We start from the raw sequence: 22,878 nt of genomic DNA, 5'->3' as shown, positions 1-22,878 counted from the left end.
TACCGTTAACGCGATAGTAACAGCCGGGGCGATATTGTCCATACGAAAGACAGGGTCTTGTCGGCGTGTTAACAAAATTATCCGCACAGGGAGTATTTCACCATCTCAGAACAGCACAGGCAGACCCAGCCCACGCTTCACCTCATGCAGCGTCTGCTGTGTGAGGTGGTGGGCGCGTTCGCTGCCCTGGCGCAGCAGCTCCAGCAGCATCCCTTTATCCTGAATAAAAGTGGCCCTGCGTTCGCGGATCGGCGCCAGTAGCGTCTGCAAGCAGGTCTCCAGCTCATTCTTACACTGGCGATCGCCCAGCCCGCCGCGCTGATAGTGGGCTTTCATCTCTGCCACCCGCGCCTTATCGCTGTGGAATGCATCGAGATAGGTAAACACCACGTTGCCCTCGACATGCCCCGGATCGCTGACTCTCAGGTGCGTCGGGTCGGTATACATCGCGCTGACCGCGTGGTGGATCTCCTCCTCTGTGGCCGATAACGTCAGCGTATTGCCCAGCGATTTCGACATTTTGGCGTTGCCATCGACGCCCGGCAGGCGACTCACTTCGCTGAGTAGCGCCTTGCAGTGGCGCAGCACCGGCTCGCCGGTGAGGCTATTCATCTTGTGGACGATCTCGTTGGTCTGCTCAATCATCGGTAGCTGATCGTCACCCACCGGCACCAGTTCGGCCTTGAACGCGGTGATATCGGCCGCCTGGCTAATCGGATAGGCGAGAAAACCCACCGGCAGCGAGCGGGCGAATCCCTTCTGGGCAATCTCATTTTTGACCGTCGGATTACGTTCTACGCGGGCGACGGTGACGATATTCATATACAGCGCGCTGAGCTCCGCCAGCGCCGGCAGGGCGGACTGCAGGCAAATAGTGGTGAGCCTGGTGTCGATGCCGACGGCCAGATAATCGGCCATGACTTCGAGGATATGGTGGCTGATTTTTTGCGGATTGCTGCCGTTGTCCGTGAGCCCTTGCAGGTCGGCGATCAGGATAAATTGCTGGTGGTTATGCTGCAGCGCGACGCGCTGGCGCAGCGAGCCGACGTAGTGGCCAAGATGAAGTTGGCCGGTCGGGCGGTCGCCGGTGAGGATGGTTTGTGGATGGTTCATCAGGGACTCCTTATCAGACTGTTCAGCCGAAAGACGTCCTGAAAACACCAAAGCCGCCTTCCGGCGGCTTTGAACATGGAAACGTGTATCGTGCCGCCTGTTATGCAGGCAGCCACCAACGGCGGGGATAGGTAACGATAACGTTTCTGTTCATAGGGAGTATCCTGCCACGGAAGGGGCTGGAGGCGCAATCAAAAATCACATACTTTTCCTGATGTTATTTATGTGATTGTTTTTCGGTAAATAACGAAGCGGGAAAAATATATTTTCTCTGCGACCCGATCATTATTCTGGAACAACAAACTATGTTGCATTTTTTTTGTGAAAAAGCTCACGCCACAGGATTATAGTATTATTATCCATATTTATAGCTGAATATTACCTGTCTGCTGTTACAGCTTGTGTTTATTCTCTTCTAAATTATTAACATTATTACAATTTCTATCTATTTTTCCGCTTTGCGTCATACCCCTGTCTGACTACAACGTATTGAGGCTAATTATTATGCATAAACGTCTGGTCGTTAATATTTTTTCATCATTGCTGTTGGGGGCTGCGCTTATTTCCGCGCCGGTATATGCGGCGGAAAAAACCGTAGTCAATATTTCAAAAGTGGACGGCATGCCATGGTTTAACCGGATGGGTGAAGGGGTAGTCCAGGCCGGGAAAGAGTTTAACCTCAACGCCTCCCAGGTAGGGCCGTCCAGCACCGATGCGCCGCAGCAGGTGAAAATTATTGAGGACCTGATTGCACGTAAAGTGGATGCCATCACTATCGTGCCTAACGATGCCAACGTGCTGGAGCCGGTATTCAAAAAAGCCCGTGACGCCGGCATCGTGGTGCTGACCAACGAATCGCCCGGGCAGCCGAGCGCCAACTGGGATGTGGAGATAATCGATAACGAGAAGTTCGCTGCTGAATACGTGGAGCATATGGCCAAGCGGATGGGTGGCAAAGGCGGCTACGTTATCTATGTCGGTAGCCTTACGGTACCGCAGCACAACCTGTGGGCCGATCTGCTGGTGAAATACCAAAAAGAACATTACCCGGACATGCATGAAGTCACCCGCCGAATGCCGGTGGCGGAAAGTGTTGATGATTCCCGCCGTACCACGCTCGATCTGATGAAAACTTACCCGGATCTGAAAGCGGTGGTCTCTTTTGGTTCGAATGGCCCGATTGGCGCGGGGCGCGCGGTGAAAGAGAAGCGTGCGAAAAATAAAGTCGCGGTCTACGGGATGATGATCCCCTCGCAGGCGGCCTCTCTTATTAAGAGCGGCGATATTACCGAAGGGATCACCTACGATCCGGCGACAGCCGGCTATGCTCTCGCGGCCGTCGCCAGCACCCTGCTGAACGGCAAAACCATTGAGCCGGGATTTGAACTGAAAGAGCTCGGTAAAGCGGAAGTCGATAGCGACAAGCATATTATCCGCTTCCATAAAGTGCTGCTGGTAAATAAAGACAATATTGATTCGCTCTACTAATCCACCTTCCGGGGCGCCTGCCGCCCCGGCTTAACCAGCCAGGGGATGCTATGGAACCTTTCCTTTCCCTTCGACACGTCAGCAAAACCTTCCACGCGAACCGCGCGCTCAATGATATCAGCATCGACTTTATGCCCGGAGAAGTGCACTGCCTGGCCGGGCAGAACGGTTGCGGGAAGTCGACGTTAATCAAAATTATCTCTGGCGTCTATCGCCCGGATGAGGGCGCAGCGATGACGCTGGGCGGCAAGACGTGGCCAAAACTGACGCCAGCGGCCTCTGTCGCCCATGGGATCCAGGTGATTTATCAGGATCTGTCGCTGTTTCCCAATCTCAGCGTGTGGGAGAACATTGCTATAAACCACTATCATCGCGGCGTGCTGGTGAGGCGCAGCGAACTGCGACGCAGTGCGGAGCAGGCGATGCGCAGTATTAACGTCTCGCTGCCGCTGGATGCCGCCGTGGAATCGCTCTCCATCGCTCGCTGTCAGCTGGTGGCTATCTGCCGCGCGCTGGCGCAGGATGCCCGGCTTATCATTATGGATGAACCCACGGCCTCATTGACCCATCAGGAAGTGGAGGGACTATTGCATGTGGTGCGCCAGCTGCGTGAGAGGGGGATCTGCATCGTCTTCGTAAGCCACCGTCTGGAAGAGGTCATGGCCGTATCGGACCGCATCAGCGTGCTGAAGGATGGCAATCTGGTCGGCACCTTGCCGGCGGCAGAGGTAACCACCCGCCGGCTCGGTTTTCTGATGACGGGCCAGGAGTTTGACTTTCAGGTGCGCGATCTGTGGCAGGGGCAGGGCAGTACGCCGGTGCTGGAGGTGCGCAATCTCAGCCGCAAGGGGGAATATCATAACGTCTCCCTGAAGGTCGAAGCCGGAGAAGTGGTGTCGATAGTCGGCCTGTTGGGCGCCGGGCGAACAGAGCTGTGCCTGAGCCTTTTCGGCATGACCCGCCCTGACAGCGGCGAGATCCTGATAAATGGCCAGCCGGTGCGGTTGCGTAGCAATCAGGACGCTATCCGCCACGGTATCGGCTATGTCTCCGAGGACCGTATGTCGCGCGGCCTGGTGATGAGTCAGTCGATTGAAAACAACATTATCAGCACCGTGTTTCATAAAGTGAAAGGCGCTTGCGGACTATTGAGTGATAGTAAAGCTCAGCAGCTGGTCGCAAGAATGGTCAACGCGTTGACCATTAAGGCGCCGGATACGCATCTGCCGGTGAATACCCTCTCCGGTGGTAATGCCCAGCGCGTTTCTATTGCCAAATGGCTGGCGATCTCTCCTAAGCTGCTGATCCTCGATAGCCCAACCGTGGGGGTGGATATCGCAAACAAAGCCGGGATCTATCATATCATCAGCGATTTGGCTGCCCATGGTATCGCCGTGCTGATGATTTGCGACGAGATTGAAGAGGCGTGGTACCAGAGTCATCGCATCCTGGTGATGAAGCAGGGCGAGTTGACCCATAGCTTCCTGCCGGACAGCAGTACCCAGCAGCAGATAGCGGAGGTGGTCAATGGCTAATCTGTTGAAACGACATGAATTCTGGTTAGGCATGTTCATTATTGCGCTGTGCCTGCTGCTGGGCTGGCGCAGTGAGGAATTTTTCACTTTCGGCAATATTTACGACCTCGCTAATAACTATGCGATGCTGACCATTCTCGCCTGTGGTCTGTTCGTGGTGCTGATCGCCGGCGGGATTGATATCTCCTTCCCGGCTATGACCATTATCGCCCAGTACGGCATGGTGGTGATGCTGCAAAAAGTAGGCGGCAACTTCGCGGTGGCTTTTGTGCTTGCCGGCGGCATCGGCGTGCTGCTGGGGCTGGTGAACGCGCTGTTGGTTAATCGTCTGCGGGTGCCCTCGATCATTATCACCATTTCTACGCTCAACATTTTCTACGGTTTGCTGCTGTGGTTAAGCAAAGGTGTCTGGCTCTACGACTTCCCTCCGTGGTTTGAAAAGGGGGTTATGCTGTTCAAATATACCGATGCCGATGGTTACGATTATGGCCTGGGGCTGCCGCTGCTGACGATGATCGTCGTGGTGCTGTTGACCGCGTTTATCATGAATTTCACCACCGTTGGCCGCAAGATCTATGCCATGGGGGGCAACCGGGAATCCGCCAGCCGCGTCGGCTTCAGCGTGCTCCGCCTGCAGCTGTTCGTTTATGGCTATATGGGGCTAATGTCGGGGGCCGCAGGTGTCGTGCAGGCGTGGACAGTGATGACCGTTGCGCCGGATTCACTGCTGGGCTATGAGCTGACGGTGCTGGCGGCGGTGGTGCTGGGCGGCACCAGCCTGATTGGCGGGCGCGGAACTCTCACCGGTACGCTGCTGGGGGTGATTTTACTGGCGGTGATGCAGAACGGCCTGAACCTGCTAGGGGTCTCCTCCTACTGGCAGACCCTGATCACTGGGGCGATCATCGTCGTCAGCATCAGCGTAACGGCATGGAGTCAGCATCAGAACCGGAGCTTGTTATGAAAAAATCGTGGCGCAACAACGTTGAGTTTTACCTGATCGGCCTGCTGCTGCTGATGGTTATCGCCTTTAGCATCGCCATGCCAAACATCTTCTGGTCTGTCAGCAATTTCCAGTCGATTGCCTCGCAAATGCCGGTGCTGGGGATCCTGGCGCTGGCGATGGCCATGACTATGCTTTGCGGCGGCATTAATTTGTCAATTATCGCGACGGCTAACGCCTGCTCGCTGGTGATGGCCTGGGTGGCGACGAGCTATCCGCCTGGGGGCGCTACCGCGCTGGCGACGCTGCTGGCCGGCGGAGGGGCGGCGATGATCATTGGCCTGTGCAACGGGATACTGATCGCCGGGATCCGCGTTTCGCCGATCCTGGCTACCCTTGGCATGATGACCCTGCTCAAAGGGATAAATATTCTGCTCACCGGCGGCAGCGCCATCGCTAACTATCCGCAGTGGGTGCTGTGGCTGAATCACGCCCAGTGGTTCGGTATTCCGCTGCCAATGTGGCTTTTTGCGGTGGTGGCGGCCGGGCTGTGGGTGCTGCTGGAGAAAAGCCCGCTGGGTCGGGCGATCATGTTGATCGGATCCAACGAACGGGCGACCCATTATTCCGGGATCAATACCCGGCGGGTGTTGATGTGGGTATATGTCATCTCGGCCCTGCTCTGCGCGGTGGCTGCGTTTCTGATGATGTCGAAGCTGAACTCAGCCAAAGCATCTTATGGGGAATCGTATTTGCTGGTGTCGATCCTCGCGGCGGTGCTTGGTGGCGTGAATCCGGATGGCGGTAGCGGGCGCATCGTTGGGATGGTGCTCGCGCTGTTCCTGCTGCAGATTATTGAGAGTGGGTTCAATATCCTCGGTATCAGCCCCTATCTGACGATGGCGCTGTGGGGCGCATTGCTGCTGTGCTTTATCCAGGCGCGAGGCATGCTGGGACTGGAGAGAGCCGGGTAAATGACCCGTCCTCGGGGGCGAAGACGGGATAGCCAGTTATTCGCTACGTAAATGCACCGCCAGGCCGCTTTGCCCCGGCGCCAGCTCCGGGCGCAGCGTCAGCGACGGGATCAGATAATCGCCATGATTCTGCCGGCGGAATGGAATGGGCTCGGTTTGCCACAGCGTGTTCAGCCGCTCGGCCAGGGCGGCGCACTGATCGGCGAACTGCCCGGCATCGGTTTTATCCGTGCGGTAGAACACCAGCGGCGGAAGCACCTCAAAGCCGGGATAGAACAGCATACCGTGCTGAATGGGGAACAGGATGTCGTCGATGGGGCCATTGATCCCGCGCGGTGAATAGTGTTCCGCCCAGCCGCCGGCGGTGACGATCAGCATCGCCCGTTTGCCGACGAAAGTGCCTTCCCCGTAGCGATCGCCCCAGTGGCGGTCGCTGTGCTCGCCGACGCCATAGGCAAAGCCCCAAGCGTACACCCTGTCGATCCAGCCCTTCATGATGGCGGGCATCGAGAACCACCATAGCGGGAACTGGAAAATCACCGTATCGGCCCACAGCAGCTTTTCCTGCTCGGCTACGATATCCGCACTTTGGGTGCCCTGGGCAAAGGCCTGTTTGGAATCGAGGGTCGGCCGCCAGAACTCGCCGACCGGCGGCGCGCCGCTGTCGTCGGCGTCATACCCGGCCTTCCAGCGCATGGCATAGAGATCGGAAACCTGCACTTCATGCCCGGCCTGCTGCAGATGGCGGATGGCGAAATTTTTCAGCGCGCCATTGAGCGAGCGCGGTTCCGGATGGGCGTAAATCAGCAGTACTTTCATAATATCACCTCTGGCGTATGGAGAGCTGCAGAGTAGGAAAGCTGACGCTATAGTAGAAATTAATTACTTAAATTCCCGGTATAGTCGTGATTAATTTACAGCGTCTGGATCTCAATCTGTTGCGCACCCTGGATGTGCTGCTTAGCGAAAACAACGTTACCCGGGCGGCGCAGCGGCTGAATCTGTCGCAGCCCTCGGTGAGTATTCAGCTCGCCAGGCTGCGGGAGATTTTCGCCGATCCGCTGCTGATGCCGGGCCCGCGCGGCATGCAGCCCACCGCCCGCGCCGATGAGCTTCGCCAGCCGCTGCGCGCCGCATTAGCCGCGCTGGAGCAGGCGGTGGCGCCGGTCAGCCCTTTTGATCCGGCCACGGCGGCGGAGACCTGGCGGGTGGCGGCGACGGACTATATGGCCTCGGCGATCCTCCTGCCGATGCTGGCTGGGTTACGCCAGGCCTCTCCCGGCAGTCGGCTGGCGGTATTCGAGCTGCAGCCTGCGCGGCTGGAGCAGCAGGCGGCCAACGATACAGTAGATCTTTTCTTTCATACCCGCGAGGGCGCGCCGCCGGGGCTGCATCAGCGCCTGCTGTTTCGCGAACGCTACGTGCTGGCTGGCCGGGCGGAACATTCGGCGCTGCGGCCTGGGCTTAGCCTGGAAACGTTCTGTCAGCTGGAGCACGTGATCGTCTCCCCGGACGGGGGCGGCTTCAGCGCGGCGACCGATATCGCGCTGGCGAACCTCGGACTGATGCGGCGGGTTGTCCTTTCCGTGCCACATTTCCTGTTTATGCTGGAGACCCTGCGCAATAGCGATCTGGTGGCGGTCCTGCCGGAGCGGCTGGTGCGCGGGCAGAGCGGGCTGGTGGTCGTCGAGCCGCCGCTGGCGGTCGCCGGCTTTGAGATGCTGATGCTGTGGCACGAGCGCTGGCACCGCGACCCGGCGCATCAATGGCTGCGTCAGTTCATTGTGAATTCACTGGAGGAACAGACATGCTGAGTGGACTGAATCACCTGACCCTGGCAGTCAGCCAGCTGGCGCCGAGCGTGGCGTTTTATCAGCAGCTGCTGGGCATGACGCTGCATGCCCGCTGGGACAGCGGGGCTTATCTCTCCTGCGGCGATTTGTGGCTGTGCCTGTCGCTGGATCCGCAGCGGCGCGTTACCCCGCCGGAGGAGAGCGACTACACCCATTATGCGTTTAGCATTAGCGAAGCCGATTTTGCTAGCTTCGCCGCCCGCCTTGAGGCTGCCGGCGTGGCGATCTGGAAGCTGAACCGTAGCGAAGGTGCCTCGCACTACTTTCTCGACCCCGACGGCCACAAGCTGGAGCTGCACGTCGGCAGTCTTGCCCAGCGGCTGGCCGCCTGCCGCGAACAGCCGTATAAGGGGATGGTGTTTTTTGAGGATGAGTAAGTGGTAACTGGGAACCTGTAGCCCCGGTAAGCGCAGCGCCACCCGGCAAAAAACTCAGCGCTTCGCGTTAAGCGCGGCGATGTCCTTCGGTGTGGTGCGGCAGCAGCCGCCAATCAGCTTCGCCCCGGCCGACAGCTTGCTGACCTGACGCAAAGCGGCGGTGAGCTCCGGCTCTGTTGGTTTGGCGGTAATCACGATACAGCCGTTCATCACCTTGAGATCCACTGCGGTACCGGTGGCAAAACCTGCCGTCTCCAGCCACTGACCCTTCATGGTCAAAGCCGGAATACGCTGATAATCAGGATGACGAGTCGCATAACTCACGGTTAATTGACGACTAACTGCCGGGGAGACTTCTGGATCGGTGAATTCTGCAATAGAATGCGGGGTAGTCATGATGGCTATTTCCTATGAATAGTGGTTGTGATTAGCAAGGCGCTCGTGTTGCAGCACGGGTGCCTTGCGATAAATACCTGTACATATCATCAGGGAATAGAAGGAAAGTCCAGCTGAAAATCAATGAAAATAACGGTGTGGATGAAGAGAAACATTATTTCTGATGATGAGAATAAAGCGGCTATTTAGCCGCTTTATTGGTTTCTGGGGGCGGGTTAATTGATGGCGGCGTCGGTGAGGGCGTCGGCCAGGTGGAGCTGGGTTTGTTGGGCGGATTGGAGCTGTAATTTAAGTTTTTCACATAATTCATTAAAATCATTCAATTTGAGCATGATTTTGTTTGCTTCACTACTTGGGGGGATCGCTACAGGACATCCTCTTAATTGAGTCTTATTAATGGATGCTAAGTTGGTTGTTTGCTTGCTGGCACTAGCAAAATAATCTCTTGAATAAGGACTATTCATGTATGTCTCAAGCCAGTATGGATCAATCTCTTTTCCTATAATTCTTCCTTTAAAAACATGGTTTTGATTAGCTATATACCATTCATGACACCACACAGTTGTTCTACCAACAGTATCCCAGTCACCACCTTCTGTTATTAAAAGATCACCTTTAATAACATGATATTTATCTTGCTCTTCCTCAGGAATATCAATTTCTTTAACCTCTGACAGATCAAGATAACCACGCTGAACGTTAGCTACGCGTAGATAAGGAATAGTAATTAGTTTTCGGTTGACTAAATTTCTTCCTTTAGTTATACCGCTTTGAATATCAACGACGTCTTCGAATAGGCACCATTTCCACCCCTCCGGCAGTTCAAACGGTATTTCCTCATCGCTAATCGGTGGCAGTGGTTTTTGCTTTTTAATTTTCCCGTCTTTTACCAGTTGCGCTTTTTCCTGCGCAATACGTTTGAGCAGTTCAGAGGCCGGTTCGTCGTTCGGATCCTGTGGTACCAGTTTACCCATCACCGCCAGTTGCAGAATGGTCTGTTTTAAGGCGTCAATGCTGGCTTCGGTGGTAAACAGCGTGTCGAAATGCTCGCTGATACGCGCCCAGTTTTCGGCCAGCTCATCGGCGTTCTGGCTGTCGGTTAGCGTGGTTAGCAGGGTTTCAACCAGCTGTTGATGGGCGTCCAGACTGATCAGGGAGTGCTGTTCCAGTTGTTCGCAGAGATTCAATAATGTTTGAACTCTTGAACATATTTTATTTTGCTCACTACTTGGTGGCAGTGGGAAAAACATTTTTTTTAATGTATTTCCATTTACATTAGGCTGACCAGTACCAGTAACTCCGTTATATAATTGTAACCAGTATAATTGGCTACCTAGGAAGATTTTAGTATAGTTTGCATTTGTGAATTTTATATATTTAAGGCGTATTAGGTATGAGGCAAAAACAGCAATATACTGAAGGTCATCAACAAGATAAGATTTCCCGACCGTTCCGCCAGTCCGGGCAATGACAATGTCATTAGGTTGGAGCTGATACTGTTCAATATCGCTATCCTTTATTTCACAACCCGGAACATTACGCCAAATGACTTTATCATCTTGGATATCAGTAATCCTCAATAACTTTACTTTTTTTGTTACATCGGCTGATGCGGTATATCCATAATGGATATTATCTGTAACATCTTCTAATCGCACCCACTCCCACCCCACCGGCAAATCAAACGGTTTTTCTTCCTCGCTAATCCCCGGCAGCGGCTTCTGCTTTTTAATTTTTCCCTGCTTCACCAGCTCGGCCTTTTCCGCCGCAATGCGTTTCAGTAGTTCCGACGCCGGTTCGTCGTTCGGATCCTGCGGCACCAGCTTACCGCGCACCGCCAGCTCAAGAATCAGCTCGCGCAGCTTCTTAATGCCGTACAGGTCGATCTTACCCGAGCTGCCGCGCCCGGCCGTGGAGCGGGTCTGCAGCGCCGTGGTCCAGGTGTCGATATGATCGACAATCAGTTTTTCCACCGCCATCAGTTGGCCTCCTTACCGGAGAGCGCCGCGCCGAGGATATCGCGCAGCTGGTGGCGCAGGGTCTGGATTGCTTCCTGCTGCTTCGCGTACTGTGCCAGCAGTTCGTCCGGATCGTGGCTGACGGTTTCCGCCTGGTGCGGGTTTTTGATATCGAGGTTAAAGTTGCGGGCAATCACCTCGTCGATGCTGACCTTCCACGCCTGTTCGTTCTCGACGCGGCTGGCGAAGCCGTCGGCCTCGTCGCCCCACCAGTCGATCTCGGCCTGGAATTCGTCAAACTTCATCGGCTTGGTTTTGCTGTAGTTCTTCACGCCCGCCGGGTACGGGTGCTCGTAGAACCAGATCTCTTTGGTCGGCTGACCTTTGGTAAAGAACAGCAGGTTGGTTTTGATCCCGGTGTACGGGTTAAACACGCCGTTCGGCAGGCGCACAATGGTGTGCAGGTTGCACTCCTCGGTGAGCAGCTTTTTGATTTTGGTTTTCACGCCTTCGCCAAACAGCGTGCCGTCCGGCAGCACCACCGCTGCGCGGCCGTTTTTAGCCAGCACTTCAACGATCAGTTGCAGGAACAGATCCGCCGTTTCGCGAGTCTGCATCTCTGCCGGGAAGTTCTTCTCGATGCCGTCTTCTTCGGTGCCGCCGAACGGCGGGTTGGTGACGATCACATTCAGCTGTTCATCCCACGACGACAGCGGCTTGTTGAGGGTGTTGTCGTGACGGATTTGCACCGGCACTTCGATGCCGTGCAGCAGCATGTTGGTGGTCGCCAGCAGGTGCGGGAGCTGTTTTTTCTCCACGCCGTGGATCTGCTGTTGCAGCGTCTGGTGATCGGCCACGCTCTTCACGTAGTTGTTTTTTACGTGATCGAACGCGCAGGCGAGGAAGCCGCCGGTGCCGCAGGCCGGGTCCATAATCGACTCGCCGAGCTTCGGATCGACGCGATCGACCATAAAGCGGGTGACGGCGCGCGGGGTATAAAACTCACCGGCATTGCCCGCCGATTGCAGATCTTTGAGGATCTGTTCGTAAATGTCGCCGAACAGGTGGCGCTCGCTGGCGCTGGTGAAGTCGATTTCGTTGAGCTTGTTGATCACCTGACGCAGCAGGGTGCCGTTTTTCATGTAGTTATAGGCATCGCTGAACGCCTGTCTGACCACAAAGCCGCGCGGATTTTTATCGATGGGGGCGGTGAGGTTTTTCAGCGTTGGGAACAGGTCATCGTTGACGAACTCCAGCAGGGAATCGCCGGTGATGCCTTCGGCGTTCGCCGCCCATGTGCGCCACAGGTAGCGCTGCGGAATGGGGAGTTGGTAGTTATCCTGCTCCAGTTCCAGCGCCTCTTCCTGGGCGTCAAAGATTTTCAGAAACAGCAGCCAGGAGAGCTGGCCGAGGCGCTGCGCATCGCCGTCCACGCCGGCGTCTTTGCGCATAATGTCCTGTAATGATTTGATAACCGAGCTGATTGACATGATGTGTTCCATGTTTCATTAACAATAAGGCCTTCTGCTACACGGTGGCAGCAGAAGGCGCAAAGGGGGAAAGGTTACGCGGAGCGGGGCGGTAGGTGGTAGATTTCGCTCTCCAGCTCGCTGATGGCCTGATTATACCCGTTACGGTCGCCGAATCCGCTTTTAATGATCTCCGGCAGCGTACCCATGCTGTCGAACGGCTTAAGCTTCAGCACCTGAATACTCTCTATTTCCTGCACGCCCGCATCGGCGTATTTATCCAGCAGCGTATTCAGCACCGCCTGCGCGGCGTCGGAGTATTTGGTGAAGTAGTTGCGTTTACGCACGTTCTCCGCCCGCTCTTTGCGGGTTAACGGCGGCTGACCATACACCACGTGGCACAGCATGTCGAACGGGTCTAGCTCTTTACCGACCTCTTCCGCCAACACTTCCCAGATAATCCCCTGCTGCTCCAGTTCCTTGATGATGGCCTGTTTGCGCTCGGCGCCCTGCCACTTGCGGGTGAAATCATCCAGCGAGGCGTACTCTTTGAGCAGCGTTTTGCGGGTGTAGTCTTTGAAGGATTCGGTGACCAGCTTGCCGTCGGCATCGTAATACTGTACGCGCTGGGCAAACACGCCGACGGCAACACCGTTAACGTGAAACTTGCGCACTTTGTTCTCGTCGTCTTCCGGCAGCGGGCCGACATCATCTGAACCGGTAACGGTATACGGCGCGGGATCTTCATCGGCGCCGATGACATCGTCTTCGGTCTCTTCTTCGTGCTCGTCGAACTGCTCTTCAAAATCAGACTCCGGGTCGGCGATATCTTGCGGCGTGGTGTCCATCACCTTTTCCGGGATGCCGTCAAAGCGCTCGTCGGCGAACAGTTCAGTGGCCTTTTTAAAATCGAGAATAGTGAACCACAGCTTACCGTAGCGTTCATCAATGCGGGTGCCGCGGCCGATGATCTGCTTGAATTTGGTCATCGACTGAATGTTTTGGTCCAGCACCACCAGTTTGCAGGTCTTTGCGTCGACGCCGGTGGTCATCAGTTCGGAGGTAGTGGCGATAACCGGATAGGCCTTTTTGGGGTTAATAAAGTTATCCAGTTGGGCTTTGCCGATGTCGTCATCACCGGTGATTTTCATAACATACTTGTCGTTCTTCTTGACCTGCTCTGGGTTGAGATTGACCAGCGCGCGGCGCATCCGCTCCGCGTGATCGATGTCGTTACAGAAGATGATGGTTTTATCCATCGGGTTGGTGCGCTTGAGGTAATCGGTGATGGTTTTCGCCACCAGTTCGGTGCGCTCATCAATCACCATCGTGCGATCAAAATCTTTCTGGTTGTAGATACGGTCGTCGATCAGCTCGCCGTTTTTATCCGTCTGGCCTTTAGTTGGGCGCCAGCCCTGGAGATCAACGTCGATATCGACGCGCACCACTTTATAAGGGGCAAGGAAGCCGTCTTCGATGCCTTCTTTCAGCGAGTAGATATATACCGGGTCGCCGAAGTAGTCGGTGCTGGAGACTTCATGAGTCTCTTTCGGCGTGGCGGTTAAGCCAATCTGCGTGGCGGCGCTGAAATAGTCGAGGATTTCGCGCCATGCGCTGTCTTCCGAGGCGCTGCCGCGATGGCATTCGTCGATCACAATCAGGTCAAAGAAATCCGGGGCCACCTGTTTAAAGGCTTTTTGATCTTCTTCCGGGCCGGTGATGGCCTGGTACAGCGCGAGATGGATTTCAAATGCCGGGTCGATGGTGCGCCCGGTGACCTTGGTCATTGCCGTGCCAAACGGCAGGAAGTCGTTGTTTTTGGTCTGATCGACCAGAATATTGCGATCGGCGAGGAACAGGATCCGCTTCTTACTTTTCGCTTTCCATAAGCGCCAGATTATCTGGAAGGCGGTGTAGGTTTTCCCCGTTCCGGTCGCCATCACCAGCAGAACGCGGTTCTGCCCGCCGGAAACGGCTTCAATGGTTTTATTGATGGCCTGTAGCTGGTAATAACGCGGCGCTTTGCCGCTGCCGTCGTCGTAGTAGTCCTGGGTAATTACCGGAAGTTGGGCTTCGGTGTAGCCTTTTGATAAGCACAATTTTTGCCACAGTTCCGAGGGAGAAGGGAATTCGCCGAGGGTAATCGGTTTTTCCATTAGTTCGCCGTCAGCAACCGTGGCATCGCGGAAGATAAAACCATCGCCGTTGGTGGCGAAGACAAAAGGAACGTCCAGCAGGCGCGCGTATTCAATTCCCTGCTGCATCCCTTTACCAATTTCATGTTTATTGGCTTTGGCTTCAATCACTGCCAGCGGAATGCCCGGCTTGTAATACAGCACGATATCGGCGGATTTCACCGTTCTTCGCGCCGCGATTTTGCCGCGCACGATGACCTTACCGTCCCGGAGTTTGACCTCCTGTCGGATTTGCGTTGTGTCACTCCAGCCGGCATCGAGGATGGCGGGCAGAACGCGTTTGGTGATGATATCTGCTTCCGTCAGGGTACTCAGGTTCAGGTCAGCCATTGGGGATTCTCATCAAATAGCGATGCGCAAATTCTACACACAAAATCAGATGAAATCATTACACTCTATGTGCATTATTTGTCTTAAGTCTCTGTTTTGGATGAGTTCGTGAATCCTGTACCCAACATATAAGGTTTTAATATGGAAATTTTCAAGATTTGCAAATCCTTTCTTAAACATTTCAAACAGAAAAAATTAGACTCTGCGGTAGTTATCTACGGAGCGATCGCCATCTATTTAATTCCCTATAAATTTCCGTTGAAAAGTTACCTGGTTGCGTTTCTTTTTATATCTATTTTAATTTTCGCTTGCACTCAAGAGTCTCGGCTTAAGGAATATATTGGATTTTTTGTACGTACATGCAATGACCATTTGCTGACTCAATTTGCTGGCATTCTATCGCTAACTGCATGGTCAATTTTTTTGCTTTTATTGTTGTCTGCTAATGTGTTTGTTAACACTATAACGTATTGGTTAGCGATTTTATTTTCGCTCCTAATCCTCATTAGCAGTATTTTGACGATTTTAGATATTGCTAGAAATAATACTGCAAAAACTCTTAAAATAATCGGTCTGGCGGTTACCGTATTTTCAGGTGTGTTTACATTTACCAGTAGCTATTCAGCCAGTATTTTTTGGCAAATTAGTAATCTGGAACTATCGTCCTCTCCATGGTTAGAATATTGCTGGAAAGCCACAGCATTTCTTATGTTCTTCTTGTGGTTATCACAGCCAATTTGTTATGGATTGTTTATCACTTACGGTGATAAAGCGAAAGGGTATCGAATATTCACATTAACCGGTGCCTTTATTATGTCAGTTTTCTTGTTTCTCCTTGTTCCTAAACTGTTTGGTGATGCTGCTTATTATGTGTTAAACAGAACCATCAATTATGAATGGCGTGATGAAGCAAAATGCGGTGAGCTAAAAGTGAAGAATAAAAATGAAAAATACTTTGGATTTAATACTGATAAATATACCGTTTTTTATTCAGATAAAAATGATAAATGGGGTTTCTATGAGCTTACTTGTCAAAAAGGTAGCAATAGGAACGATTCTTATGCAGTCGAGTACTTACCTGAATATAATATTCCAGCGTGGTTAAAATAATAGATACGTCTTCCCCGGAGGCGGCGCTTGCCGCGCCTTTTCCGGGCTACTGGCCCCGTAGCCCCGGTAAGCGCAGCGCCACCGGGGAGAACAGGTTAAACTTCACTCCATCGCCACCTTCACCGCTTCTCCCAGCTTCACCATCACCGCTTTATGTTTCTCGGTCGGCGGCAGGGCGCAGTTGATCCTGACGCAGTTGCGATACTTGCCCGCTGCCGAAAACAGCGAGCCCGGCGCGACCTGGATCTTCAGCCGGCACAGCTGCTTGGCGACGCAGACCATATCTACCTGCTCCGGGAGCTCAACCCACAGCATAAAACCGCCCTTCGGCCGGGTGACGCAGATCCCGCAGGGGAAAAATTCCCGCAGCCAGCAGGTGTAGATCTCGATATTGCGCTGATAGATCTGCCGCATCCGCCGCACGTGGCGGTGGTAGTGGCCTTCGCGAATAAAATTGCAGGCCGCCAGCTGAGTGGAGGGGACGTTGGTCCCGCTGGCGGCGTACTTCATCTGTAGCAGCTTGTCGTAGTAGCGCCCGGGGGCGATCCAGCCGATACGCAGCCCGGGGGCGATGGTTTTGGTAAAGGAGCTGCAGAGCATCACCCGGCCGTCGATATCCCAGGAGTGGATCGTGCGCGGGCGCGGGTATTCGGTGGCCAGCTCGCCGTAAATATCATCCTCGAAAATAACGATATCGTAGCGTTGGGCAAGGTTCAGCACCGCGCGCTTGCGGGCGTCCGGCATGATAAAGCCCAGCGGGTTATTGCAGTTTGGCACGAGGATCACCCCTTTGATCGGCCACTGATCCAGCGCCAGCTCCAGGGCCTCGATGCTGATCCCGGTTTCCGGATCGGTGGGGATCTCAATCGTCTTTAATCCCAGCCCGCGCAGCATCTGCATGGTGCCGTAGTAGCAGGGGGATTCCACGGCGATGATGTCCCCTGGCTGGCACACCGACAGCAGGGCCAGCGACAGCGCGCTGTGGCAGCCGCTGGTGAGCACCAGATCGTCGGCAGTTACCACCGATCCGCCGTCGAGCATCAGGCGGGCGATCTGCTCCCGTAGCTCGCGACGCCCGGCCAGCTCGTCATAGTTCAACACCTCAGTGAGGTTGTGCTGGATAGCCCGGCTCAGTTCACGCCAGATGGGCTTCAGGCTTGGCTGCGTCACGTCCGGCGAGCCGCCGCCGAAGGGGATGATCGATTTATCGTAGCGGGCGTCAAGCATGGTCAGCACCTGATCCCACTGGGTGATCTCCACCGGGCGCTGGACCGGACGCGACATCGGCGGCACCGGCGGCTGGGCTTTGCGCGGGGCGACGAAATAGCCCGATCGCGGCTGCGGCACAATCATTTGCTGCTGCTCAAGCAGCTGATAGGCCTGCTGGACGGTGCTGATGCTGACGCCGTGCTCCTGGCTCAGGCTGCGCACCGACGGCAGCTTTTCGCCATGGCGATACAGGCCCTGTTCGATGCGTTCGGCCAGCAGCGTAGCGAGATGTTGGTAGCGGGTCATGCTGTATCCTTAATTGCCGCCATACAGATGGAATAACCAGTACAGATGGGCGTAAAAATTGGGCTCTGGTGTACGTTTTAGCTAATCTGTATGTTAAAGAAAAGCGTTTTGTGAATCTGTATTCCTTACCCCCAAATCCGTGAAGATAAAGCCTCTGGCAAGGTGAGGAGGTAGAGGATGGAATTTCACGAGAACAGGGCAAGACAGCCATTTATCGGTTTCGTACTGCTGGTGCGGTTTATCAAAAAATGGTGGCTTCAGGAGCAAACGCGCAGAGTTTTGCAGCAAATGAGCGACGAACAGCTGAAAGATATCGGCCTGCGTCGGGACCAGATCAATTAAAACGTGCGGTTTTTTACAGGCAAACCTTCTTCATTATCCCGGTGAGCGCAAAGTGCCGCCGGGATACATTCACGAAATTTATCAATTGATGCGGCACGAGCTTCCGTTTCTTGATACTTACCCTGATAAGTATTATTTTCTTCTCAATAATGAGAGGAAGACCCGTGACTGAAGACGAACTGTTTGCCCGCCGCCCGCTGGGGATGCGGATGGCTATGGTGGTGCGCCAGTGGCGCGCCATTATTGACTCCGCTATCACCGATACCGGACTCACCCAGTCCAGCTGGACGGTGCTGATGCAACTGCATCAGCTGGGAGACAACGTCTCGGTCAGCGAACTGGCGGAGGTGCAGGGCATTGAACTGCCGCCGCTAATGCGCACCCTCTCATTACTGGAAAAGCAGGGCTATCTGGTGCGTTCCACATCGCCATATGACAAACGCATTCGCCTGCTGACGCTGACCGCTGAGGGGCGGGCTATTCTGGAAAAACTGAGCTGCGTGATCGAGACCTATCAGGAGCGCGTAACCCAGACCATCCCGGAGGCCGATCTCGCCACCTTCAGCGCCACGTTAAATCAAATCGCCTGCCGTTTGCGGAATATCCGCGAAGAAGATAACAAGATCTAACACACTATGATGACGCCTGAACAAAAATTTGCCCGCTGGGTACGGGTGAGTATTGCCGCTTTTCTGGGAATATTCGCCTGGTTTATCGTTGCCGATATCTGGATCCCGCTGACGCCGGACTCCACCGTCATGCGCGTGGTGACCCCGGTTTCGTCGCGGGTCTCCGGCTATGTCTCGCACGTCTACGTGCACAACAACAGCCAGGTGAAAAAGGGCGACCTGCTGTATGAGCTCGACCCAACGCCATTCATTAATAAAGTTGAAGCGGCGCAGATCGCCCTCGAGCAGGCGAAACTGAGCAACCAGCAGCTGGACGCGCAAATCGCCGCCGCCCGCGCCAACCTGCGCACCGCGCAGTACACCGCGCGTAACGATAAGGTCACGCTCGATCGCTACCAGCGCTTGAGTACGATGCAGAACGTCTCGCAGTCCGACCTCGATAAGGTGCGAACCACCTGGCAGACCAGCGAGCAGTCGGTCTCGGCGCTGAACGCGCAGATCCAGAACCTGCTGATCCAGCGCGGCGAGCGCGACGATAAGCGCAACGTCACCCTGCAAAAATACCGTAATGCGCTGGAGGAGGCGCAGCTGAACCTGGCCTGGACCAAAGTGCGTGCGGAAACTGACGGCATGGTCAGCAACCTGCAGCTGAACCCGGGGATCTACGCCACCGCGGCGACGGCTGTGCTGGCATTGGTTAACAACAACACTGACATCGTCGCCGACTTCCGCGAAAAAAGCCTGCGCCACACCGCGGTGAATACCGATGCGGCGGTGGTCTTTGACGCCCTGCCGGGTCAAGTCTTCCCGGCGCACGTGACCAGCAGCGACGCCGGGATTCTGGCGGGACAGGAGGCGGTGAACGGCCAGCTGTCGCAGCCCGAGCAGTCCACCCGCTGGGTGCGCGACGCCCAGCGGATGCGCATTCACGTCGCGCTGGATCAGCCGCTGGACAAACCGCTGCCGACCGGCGCCCGCGCCACGGTGCAGCTGTACAATAGCGAGGGACCTTTCGCCCGCACCTTCGCCGGCCTGCAGATCCACCTGGTGAGCTGGTTGCACTATGTCTATTAATACCCTAGCGCATGTCTTTACCCCGCACGGCAATATCGTCTACACGGCGAATGATTTTCGCCAGACGGTGCGTATCGCCGTGGCCGGGACCATTGCGCTCAGCATCTCCACCTTCTACGACGTACAGTACGGCGTATTTTTCGTCGTTTATCCGCTGATGCTGATGTCGCTGGTACCGATGTTCAACCTGCACGTCGCCCGCCAGTTTATATTTAGCGCGGCGGTAAACTGTGTCGAAATGGTGCTAATTGTCGGCTATTTGTCGCAGTGGCCGGTGATCATGACCCTGGTGGTGTTTGCCCTGTACGTGATGCGTTTCCGCTTTATGAGCCAGGGACCGCTGTTCCTGTTGGGATCGATGGGGGTGGTGTGCCAGAGCACGATGCTCAACTTTATGAGCTATCCCACCAGCAACTGGCACACCCTGATGTTCTCCAATATGGAAGCCTGCGTGATGGCCGTGGCGCTGAGCGCGCTGCTGCATTACCTGATCCCGGACGTCGAACCGCGCAAGCCGCCGCCGCGGATTGAGAAAGACGCCGCCCGCATCCGTCATGAGTCGCTGCTCTCCGGTACGGTAGCGACGATCATCTTTGTGGTGTTTCAGATCTGCGATCTCAGCGACTCGCTGTCGGCGCTGATGGCCGGGATCCTGATCCTGTTCCCGATGCACTATCGCGGGGCGGTGATCAGCTCGATCTGGCGCGTCGTCGGGGTGGTGCTGGCCTGTCTCTATATACTGGTGGTGCAGCTGATTATCTATGATTTCAGCAACCACATGATCCTGATGATGCCGCTGATTGGTCTCGGGCTGGCCTTCAGCGCCCGCCTCCACGTGATGGAGAAAGTGGGCGCCGGGGTGGGCTTCGCCAGCATCACTACCATCGGCATTATGTTCGGCCAGAACCTGCATCCGTATCAGGATCTGGTGTTCAGCGATCTGTACCGCATCACCTCGGTGACGGTCTCGCTGGTGGTGACGCTGACCCTGGTTTTTCTCATGCACCGCCTGCTGAACTGTTTCGCGGCGACGCGTTTTGTGGTGAGCGATTAACCTGCCGGTGGGAAGGTGGCGAGACAGCGCCATGCTTCCCCGTTCTGCTGATACAGCGCCGCCGTCTGTTCCGGGACGATCCAGCCTCGCGCATCGGCTTCCGTCCCCTCCAGCAGGATGCACAGCCCGCAGCCGCTGCGCAGCTGGCGGGGTATATCTTTGACCTCGAAGGCCACTCCCGCCGCCTGCATGGCTTTGCGCATCCGCACCACCCCCACCGTGGAGTGAAATAAAAACAGAAACGTTGTCATCCGCGCCTCCGCTGGCGCTGTCCGATCAGCGCCGCGCCGATCGCCCCGGCAAACTGGGCGTCGGGATGGGTTGTCACCGCCATGCCGACATGGCTTTCCAGCATCCGGGCAAAGGCGGCGCAGTGGCTGACGCCGCCGGTAAACAGCAGCGGCCCCTGCGCCGATAAGCGGCCGATAAAGTTCGCGCTGCGCCGGGCCATGGCGTTAATCACCCCGGCCAGAATCGCCTCCGGCGCGACGCCGGCCGACCGCAGGCTGATGACCTCCGATTCGGCAAACACCGTGCACATACTGGTAATGGCGTGCGGTTCCACGCCGTCGGTAATGGCGTCCAGTTGTTCGACGCTGGCGCCGAGGGTGCGTGAAATGACTTCCAGAAAACGGCCGGTGCCGGCGGCGCATTTGTCATTCATCAGGAAGTCGCTGAGGTTGCCCCCGGCGTCCAGCTGGATAACTTTGCTGTCCTGGCCGCCGATATCAATCACCGTGCGGGTGTCCGGCGCCAGCAGGCGGGCGCCGAGGCCGTGACAAGAGATCTCCGTCACCTGCTTATCGGCAAAATCCACCAGCTGGCGGCCATAGCCGGTGAGGGTTAAAAAAGGCGTCTCCGTGAGGCCAGCGCGCAGTGTCTCCCAGGCCTCGTGGATGGCGTCGGCGGGGCGAAAGGGAGTGGGGCAGAGGAAGCGGCGCACGATGACGCCGTCCGCCAGCAGGATGCCTTTTGTGGCGGTGGAGCCGGAATCAATGCCAACCGTATAGTTCACGCCAGCTCCTTACAGCATTTCGATAAAGGCGGCGACGCGGGTGCTGAGCTGGCCGAGGTCCGCTGTCGAATAGTCGGTTTCAATCGCCATGTAAGGAAGATCGTGCTGTTGGCGCAGATGGCGTTTAATCGCCAGCGATTCCACGGCATAGGTATGGCAGGCCTGCAAAATGACGTCGATCACCCCGTCGGCCTGATACTCCTCCACCATCTGGCTCAGCAGCTGCAGACGCTGGTCGTTGGGGGAGATACAGGAGCAGCCGATGGCGAGATATTTATCGGTTAAGGCGTCGTAGACGTCGCCCTCTTCCGCCACGCAGCGCTCGGTCGCTTTCGCGCCGGTGCAGTTCTCATAGCCGACCACCCAGCCGCCGTTTTCCTCGATGGCGCGGACCACTTTTTCCGCCGCGCCGCCGATCGGGCAGCCGGTGATCAGGATCCGCGGACGAGGTTCCAGCCGTTTACCCTGCTGCCACTCCTGATGGATGCGCTCCGCCATGGCATGCAGTTCATCAATCAGGGCGGTTTTGTCGAAACGAAAAGTGGCGCCGTACACCACTTTCAGGATGTCGCCGCCGCTGAGCGCCGGCGGATTGAGCTGCCCGAGACGATAAAAGTGGGCCAGCGCCCGGCGCTCGCGATTTTTCAACACGATGGCTTCGCGCAGCGCCGCCTCGCTAATCGGCGTGCCAAACCGGGCCTCAATCACCTGCTGCAGGCGCAGGATCTCCGTTTTCCACAGTGCGCGCGAGGCGGCATCGCTGGCGCTGTTCGGCAACTGCATGACGTGGACCGCCTTGAACTCGGCCATGTACTCATACATTTTCTTTTTGCCGTCGCAGGTGGTTTCCCCAACCACCAGGTCAGAGAAATAGAAGTAGGGACATTTATCGGTTTTGCCGAAGCCGTAGCTGCTTTTGATAAGCGGGCAGAGGTTGCGCGGGAGATCTTTTTCCGCTTCCTCGATGGTTTCATCGGAGGTTGAGCACAGCGAGACGACAACGGCGCCCGCCGCCATGGCGATCTCCTGGGGCATAAAGGTGCAGTAAGTGCCCACCAGCGGTACGTTCTGCTCTTTAAGATCCATGACGGTGAGAAAGCCCTTCTGGCGAGCTTCTGAGAACTGGTCAAAAATGGCGGGTAGATCGGTGATAAGCGACATGGTTTTCCTTCCCCGTACACGGGAGATGCTGAAAGAGTCGCCATTATAGCCATGATGTATGCAGGGTTTTATTGATCTCCTGCGTCTGTACGCGGTGTTAATAGACCTTTTTCAAATCCATCTCTTCCTGGATACGCTCGCTCCATGCCTGATGGGTGCGGATGGCCTCTTCGATACCGGCGTTGTAAAACAGCGGCCCCAGCTCTTTGGCGATAAAGTCGACGAAAAATTCGGCGTCAAACTGCTCCAGTTCGAGGTCGAAGGTCTCTGCGCAGTACTTGCTGAGCCTGTCGCGCAGCAGGTCGCGCTGCGCCTGGCTGAGTTCAATGTCATTCATGATGGGGCTT

21 protein-coding genes and 2 pseudogenes are annotated in these 22,878 nt (G+C 55.7%); 11 read left to right on the top strand and 12 right to left on the bottom strand.

Going from position 1 to position 22,878, the window contains the following annotated elements; genetic code table 11:
* Window positions 1–105 precede the first annotated feature (105 nt).
* A complete protein-coding gene (trpS, locus tag OHJ17_RS22255) occupies window positions 106–1,113 on the bottom strand; it encodes a tryptophan--tRNA ligase (protein WP_021313612.1) in 1,008 nt (335 codons plus the stop codon).
* Between the two features lie 504 nt (window positions 1,114–1,617).
* On the opposite strand from trpS, the gene OHJ17_RS22250 reads away from it, so the two are divergent.
* From OHJ17_RS22250 to OHJ17_RS22235, 4 genes are read left to right on the top strand one after another with little or no spacing between them, the layout of a single operon-like run.
* A complete protein-coding gene (locus OHJ17_RS22250) occupies window positions 1,618–2,601 on the top strand; it encodes an autoinducer 2 ABC transporter substrate-binding protein (RefSeq protein WP_002887349.1) in 984 nt (327 codons plus the stop codon).
* A 50-nt stretch (window positions 2,602–2,651) separates the two neighbouring features.
* Window positions 2,652–4,136: a sugar ABC transporter ATP-binding protein gene (locus OHJ17_RS22245; protein WP_009309139.1), complete on the top strand. Its 1,485-nt coding sequence runs from the start codon at window positions 2,652–2,654 to the stop codon at window positions 4,134–4,136.
* Window positions 4,129–5,100: an ABC transporter permease gene (locus OHJ17_RS22240; RefSeq protein WP_004146909.1), complete on the top strand. Its 972-nt coding sequence runs from the start codon at window positions 4,129–4,131 to the stop codon at window positions 5,098–5,100. Before OHJ17_RS22245 ends, OHJ17_RS22240 begins: the two co-directional genes overlap by 8 nt.
* A complete protein-coding gene (locus OHJ17_RS22235) occupies window positions 5,097–6,053 on the top strand; it encodes an ABC transporter permease (RefSeq protein ID WP_032433801.1) in 957 nt (318 codons plus the stop codon). The genes OHJ17_RS22240 and OHJ17_RS22235 overlap by 4 nt, the downstream gene beginning before the upstream one ends.
* 36 nt (window positions 6,054–6,089) lie before the next feature.
* On the opposite strand, the gene OHJ17_RS22230 is transcribed toward OHJ17_RS22235, so the two are convergent.
* Window positions 6,090–6,872, bottom strand: a complete 783-nt coding sequence (locus tag OHJ17_RS22230; RefSeq protein WP_032433802.1) for an NAD(P)H-dependent oxidoreductase — start codon at window positions 6,870–6,872, stop codon at window positions 6,090–6,092.
* An 86-nt stretch (window positions 6,873–6,958) separates the two neighbouring features.
* Between OHJ17_RS22230 and OHJ17_RS22225 the strand changes: the two genes are divergently transcribed.
* Window positions 6,959–7,867, top strand: a complete 909-nt coding sequence (locus OHJ17_RS22225; RefSeq protein WP_004894547.1) for a LysR family transcriptional regulator — start codon at window positions 6,959–6,961, stop codon at window positions 7,865–7,867.
* Window positions 7,861–8,283 carry a FosA5 family fosfomycin resistance glutathione transferase gene (gene fosA, locus OHJ17_RS22220; RefSeq protein WP_023302439.1) on the top strand — a complete coding sequence of 141 codons (423 nt, stop codon included), beginning with the start codon at window positions 7,861–7,863 and terminating at the stop codon, window positions 8,281–8,283. Before OHJ17_RS22225 ends, fosA begins: the two co-directional genes overlap by 7 nt.
* A 54-nt stretch (window positions 8,284–8,337) precedes the next feature.
* Here the strand turns inward: fosA and OHJ17_RS22215 are convergent.
* From OHJ17_RS22215 to hsdR, 5 genes and pseudogenes are all read right to left on the bottom strand, one after another.
* Window positions 8,338–8,418: pseudogene (locus OHJ17_RS22215) on the bottom strand (homocysteine S-methyltransferase family protein); the annotation flags it as partial.
* A gap of 51 nt (window positions 8,419–8,469) precedes the next feature.
* Window positions 8,470–8,679 (bottom strand): annotated as a pseudogene (locus tag OHJ17_RS22210) (SymE family type I addiction module toxin); the annotation flags it as partial.
* Window positions 8,680–8,894: 215 nt separating this feature from the next.
* The gene (locus tag OHJ17_RS22205) at window positions 8,895–10,658 is read right to left on the bottom strand and encodes a restriction endonuclease subunit S (RefSeq protein ID WP_040174621.1); all 1,764 of its coding nucleotides are present in this window, start codon (window positions 10,656–10,658) and stop codon (window positions 8,895–8,897) included.
* Window positions 10,658–12,127 carry an N-6 DNA methylase gene (locus OHJ17_RS22200; RefSeq protein ID WP_029602248.1) on the bottom strand — a complete coding sequence of 490 codons (1,470 nt, stop codon included), beginning with the start codon at window positions 12,125–12,127 and terminating at the stop codon, window positions 10,658–10,660. The genes OHJ17_RS22205 and OHJ17_RS22200 overlap by 1 nt, the downstream gene beginning before the upstream one ends.
* 74 nt (window positions 12,128–12,201) lie before the next feature.
* A complete protein-coding gene (gene hsdR / locus OHJ17_RS22195) occupies window positions 12,202–14,631 on the bottom strand; it encodes an EcoAI/FtnUII family type I restriction enzme subunit R (RefSeq protein WP_032433805.1) in 2,430 nt (809 codons plus the stop codon).
* Between the two features lie 141 nt (window positions 14,632–14,772).
* Between hsdR and OHJ17_RS22190 the strand changes: the two genes are divergently transcribed.
* Window positions 14,773–15,741 (top strand): hypothetical protein, encoded by a 969-nt coding sequence (locus OHJ17_RS22190; RefSeq protein ID WP_032433806.1) that lies wholly within the window; start codon window positions 14,773–14,775, stop codon window positions 15,739–15,741.
* Between the two features lie 102 nt (window positions 15,742–15,843).
* Here OHJ17_RS22190 and OHJ17_RS22185 read toward each other — a convergent pair whose 3' ends face one another.
* Window positions 15,844–17,256, bottom strand: coding sequence for an aminotransferase-like domain-containing protein (locus OHJ17_RS22185; RefSeq protein WP_002887384.1), 1,413 nt, complete (start codon window positions 17,254–17,256; stop codon window positions 15,844–15,846).
* 177 nt (window positions 17,257–17,433) lie between these two features.
* On the opposite strand from OHJ17_RS22185, the gene OHJ17_RS22180 reads away from it, so the two are divergent.
* The 4 genes from OHJ17_RS22180 to OHJ17_RS22165 all read left to right on the top strand — a co-directional run bounded on the left by OHJ17_RS22180 (window position 17,434) and on the right by OHJ17_RS22165 (window position 20,355).
* The gene (locus OHJ17_RS22180; protein WP_002887388.1) at window positions 17,434–17,598 is read left to right on the top strand and encodes a DUF1127 domain-containing protein; all 165 of its coding nucleotides are present in this window, start codon (window positions 17,434–17,436) and stop codon (window positions 17,596–17,598) included.
* 164 nt (window positions 17,599–17,762) lie between these two features.
* On the top strand, window positions 17,763–18,227 hold the full coding sequence (locus OHJ17_RS22175; RefSeq protein ID WP_004177547.1) for a MarR family winged helix-turn-helix transcriptional regulator: 465 nt from the start codon (window positions 17,763–17,765) through the stop codon (window positions 18,225–18,227).
* A 6-nt stretch (window positions 18,228–18,233) separates the two neighbouring features.
* Entirely contained in the window at window positions 18,234–19,301 is a 1,068-nt protein-coding gene (locus tag OHJ17_RS22170) for an HlyD family secretion protein (RefSeq protein ID WP_002887394.1), read from the top strand.
* Complete coding sequence (locus OHJ17_RS22165; RefSeq protein ID WP_002887411.1) at window positions 19,291–20,355, top strand: DUF2955 domain-containing protein; 1,065 nt, start codon at window positions 19,291–19,293, stop codon at window positions 20,353–20,355. Before OHJ17_RS22170 ends, OHJ17_RS22165 begins: the two co-directional genes overlap by 11 nt.
* On the opposite strand, the gene OHJ17_RS22160 is transcribed toward OHJ17_RS22165, so the two are convergent.
* The 4 genes from OHJ17_RS22160 to OHJ17_RS22145 form a co-directional block, all read right to left on the bottom strand.
* Window positions 20,352–20,606 (bottom strand): putative Se/S carrier protein, encoded by a 255-nt coding sequence (locus OHJ17_RS22160; protein WP_002887412.1) that lies wholly within the window; start codon window positions 20,604–20,606, stop codon window positions 20,352–20,354. The genes OHJ17_RS22165 and OHJ17_RS22160 overlap by 4 nt on opposite strands.
* A complete protein-coding gene (gene yjiL / locus OHJ17_RS22155) occupies window positions 20,603–21,370 on the bottom strand; it encodes a putative 2-hydroxyacyl-CoA dehydratase activator YjiL (protein ID WP_002887413.1) in 768 nt (255 codons plus the stop codon). The genes OHJ17_RS22160 and yjiL overlap by 4 nt, the downstream gene beginning before the upstream one ends.
* A gap of 9 nt (window positions 21,371–21,379) precedes the next feature.
* Complete coding sequence (locus OHJ17_RS22150; RefSeq protein WP_002887414.1) at window positions 21,380–22,531, bottom strand: double-cubane-cluster-containing anaerobic reductase; 1,152 nt, start codon at window positions 22,529–22,531, stop codon at window positions 21,380–21,382.
* Window positions 22,532–22,628: 97 nt separating this feature from the next.
* On the bottom strand, window positions 22,629–22,868 hold the full coding sequence (locus tag OHJ17_RS22145; protein ID WP_002887416.1) for a DUF2164 domain-containing protein: 240 nt from the start codon (window positions 22,866–22,868) through the stop codon (window positions 22,629–22,631).
* Window positions 22,869–22,878: the final 10 nt, after the last annotated feature.

The organism is Klebsiella sp. KP20-425-1 (genome assembly GCF_025813515.1).
Lineage (GTDB): Bacteria > Pseudomonadota > Gammaproteobacteria > Enterobacterales > Enterobacteriaceae > Klebsiella > Klebsiella pneumoniae.
The sequence above is the reverse complement of the archived record's forward strand: the minus strand, read 5'-3'. Positions and strand labels throughout refer to the sequence as shown.

Bases quoted from the DNA above. Each gene is read 5' to 3' on its own strand.
- OHJ17_RS22230 (WP_032433802.1), bottom strand. From the start codon at position 6,872: ATGAAAGTACTGCTGATTTACGCCCATCCGGAACCGCGCTCGCTCAAT.
- OHJ17_RS22205 (WP_040174621.1), bottom strand. From the start codon at position 10,658: ATGGCGGTGGAAAAACTGATTGTCGATCATATCGACACCTGGACCACG.
- OHJ17_RS22180 (WP_002887388.1), top strand. From the start codon at position 17,434: ATGGAATTTCACGAGAACAGGGCAAGACAGCCATTTATCGGTTTCGTA.
- OHJ17_RS22150 (WP_002887414.1), bottom strand. From the start codon at position 22,531: ATGTCGCTTATCACCGATCTACCCGCCATTTTTGACCAGTTCTCAGAA.
- OHJ17_RS22160 (WP_002887412.1), bottom strand. From the start codon at position 20,606: ATGACAACGTTTCTGTTTTTATTTCACTCCACGGTGGGGGTGGTGCGG.
- OHJ17_RS22245 (WP_009309139.1), top strand. From the start codon at position 2,652: ATGGAACCTTTCCTTTCCCTTCGACACGTCAGCAAAACCTTCCACGCG.
- OHJ17_RS22165 (WP_002887411.1), top strand. From the start codon at position 19,291: ATGTCTATTAATACCCTAGCGCATGTCTTTACCCCGCACGGCAATATC.
- OHJ17_RS22185 (WP_002887384.1), bottom strand. From the start codon at position 17,256: ATGACCCGCTACCAACATCTCGCTACGCTGCTGGCCGAACGCATCGAA.
- OHJ17_RS22235 (WP_032433801.1), top strand. From the start codon at position 5,097: ATGAAAAAATCGTGGCGCAACAACGTTGAGTTTTACCTGATCGGCCTG.
- OHJ17_RS22240 (WP_004146909.1), top strand. From the start codon at position 4,129: ATGGCTAATCTGTTGAAACGACATGAATTCTGGTTAGGCATGTTCATT.
- OHJ17_RS22250 (WP_002887349.1), top strand. From the start codon at position 1,618: ATGCATAAACGTCTGGTCGTTAATATTTTTTCATCATTGCTGTTGGGG.
- hsdR (WP_032433805.1), bottom strand. From the start codon at position 14,631: ATGGCTGACCTGAACCTGAGTACCCTGACGGAAGCAGATATCATCACC.
- OHJ17_RS22200 (WP_029602248.1), bottom strand. From the start codon at position 12,127: ATGTCAATCAGCTCGGTTATCAAATCATTACAGGACATTATGCGCAAA.
- fosA (WP_023302439.1), top strand. From the start codon at position 7,861: ATGCTGAGTGGACTGAATCACCTGACCCTGGCAGTCAGCCAGCTGGCG.
- trpS (WP_021313612.1), bottom strand. From the start codon at position 1,113: ATGAACCATCCACAAACCATCCTCACCGGCGACCGCCCGACCGGCCAA.
- OHJ17_RS22170 (WP_002887394.1), top strand. From the start codon at position 18,234: ATGATGACGCCTGAACAAAAATTTGCCCGCTGGGTACGGGTGAGTATT.
- OHJ17_RS22190 (WP_032433806.1), top strand. From the start codon at position 14,773: ATGGAAATTTTCAAGATTTGCAAATCCTTTCTTAAACATTTCAAACAG.
- OHJ17_RS22145 (WP_002887416.1), bottom strand. From the start codon at position 22,868: ATGAATGACATTGAACTCAGCCAGGCGCAGCGCGACCTGCTGCGCGAC.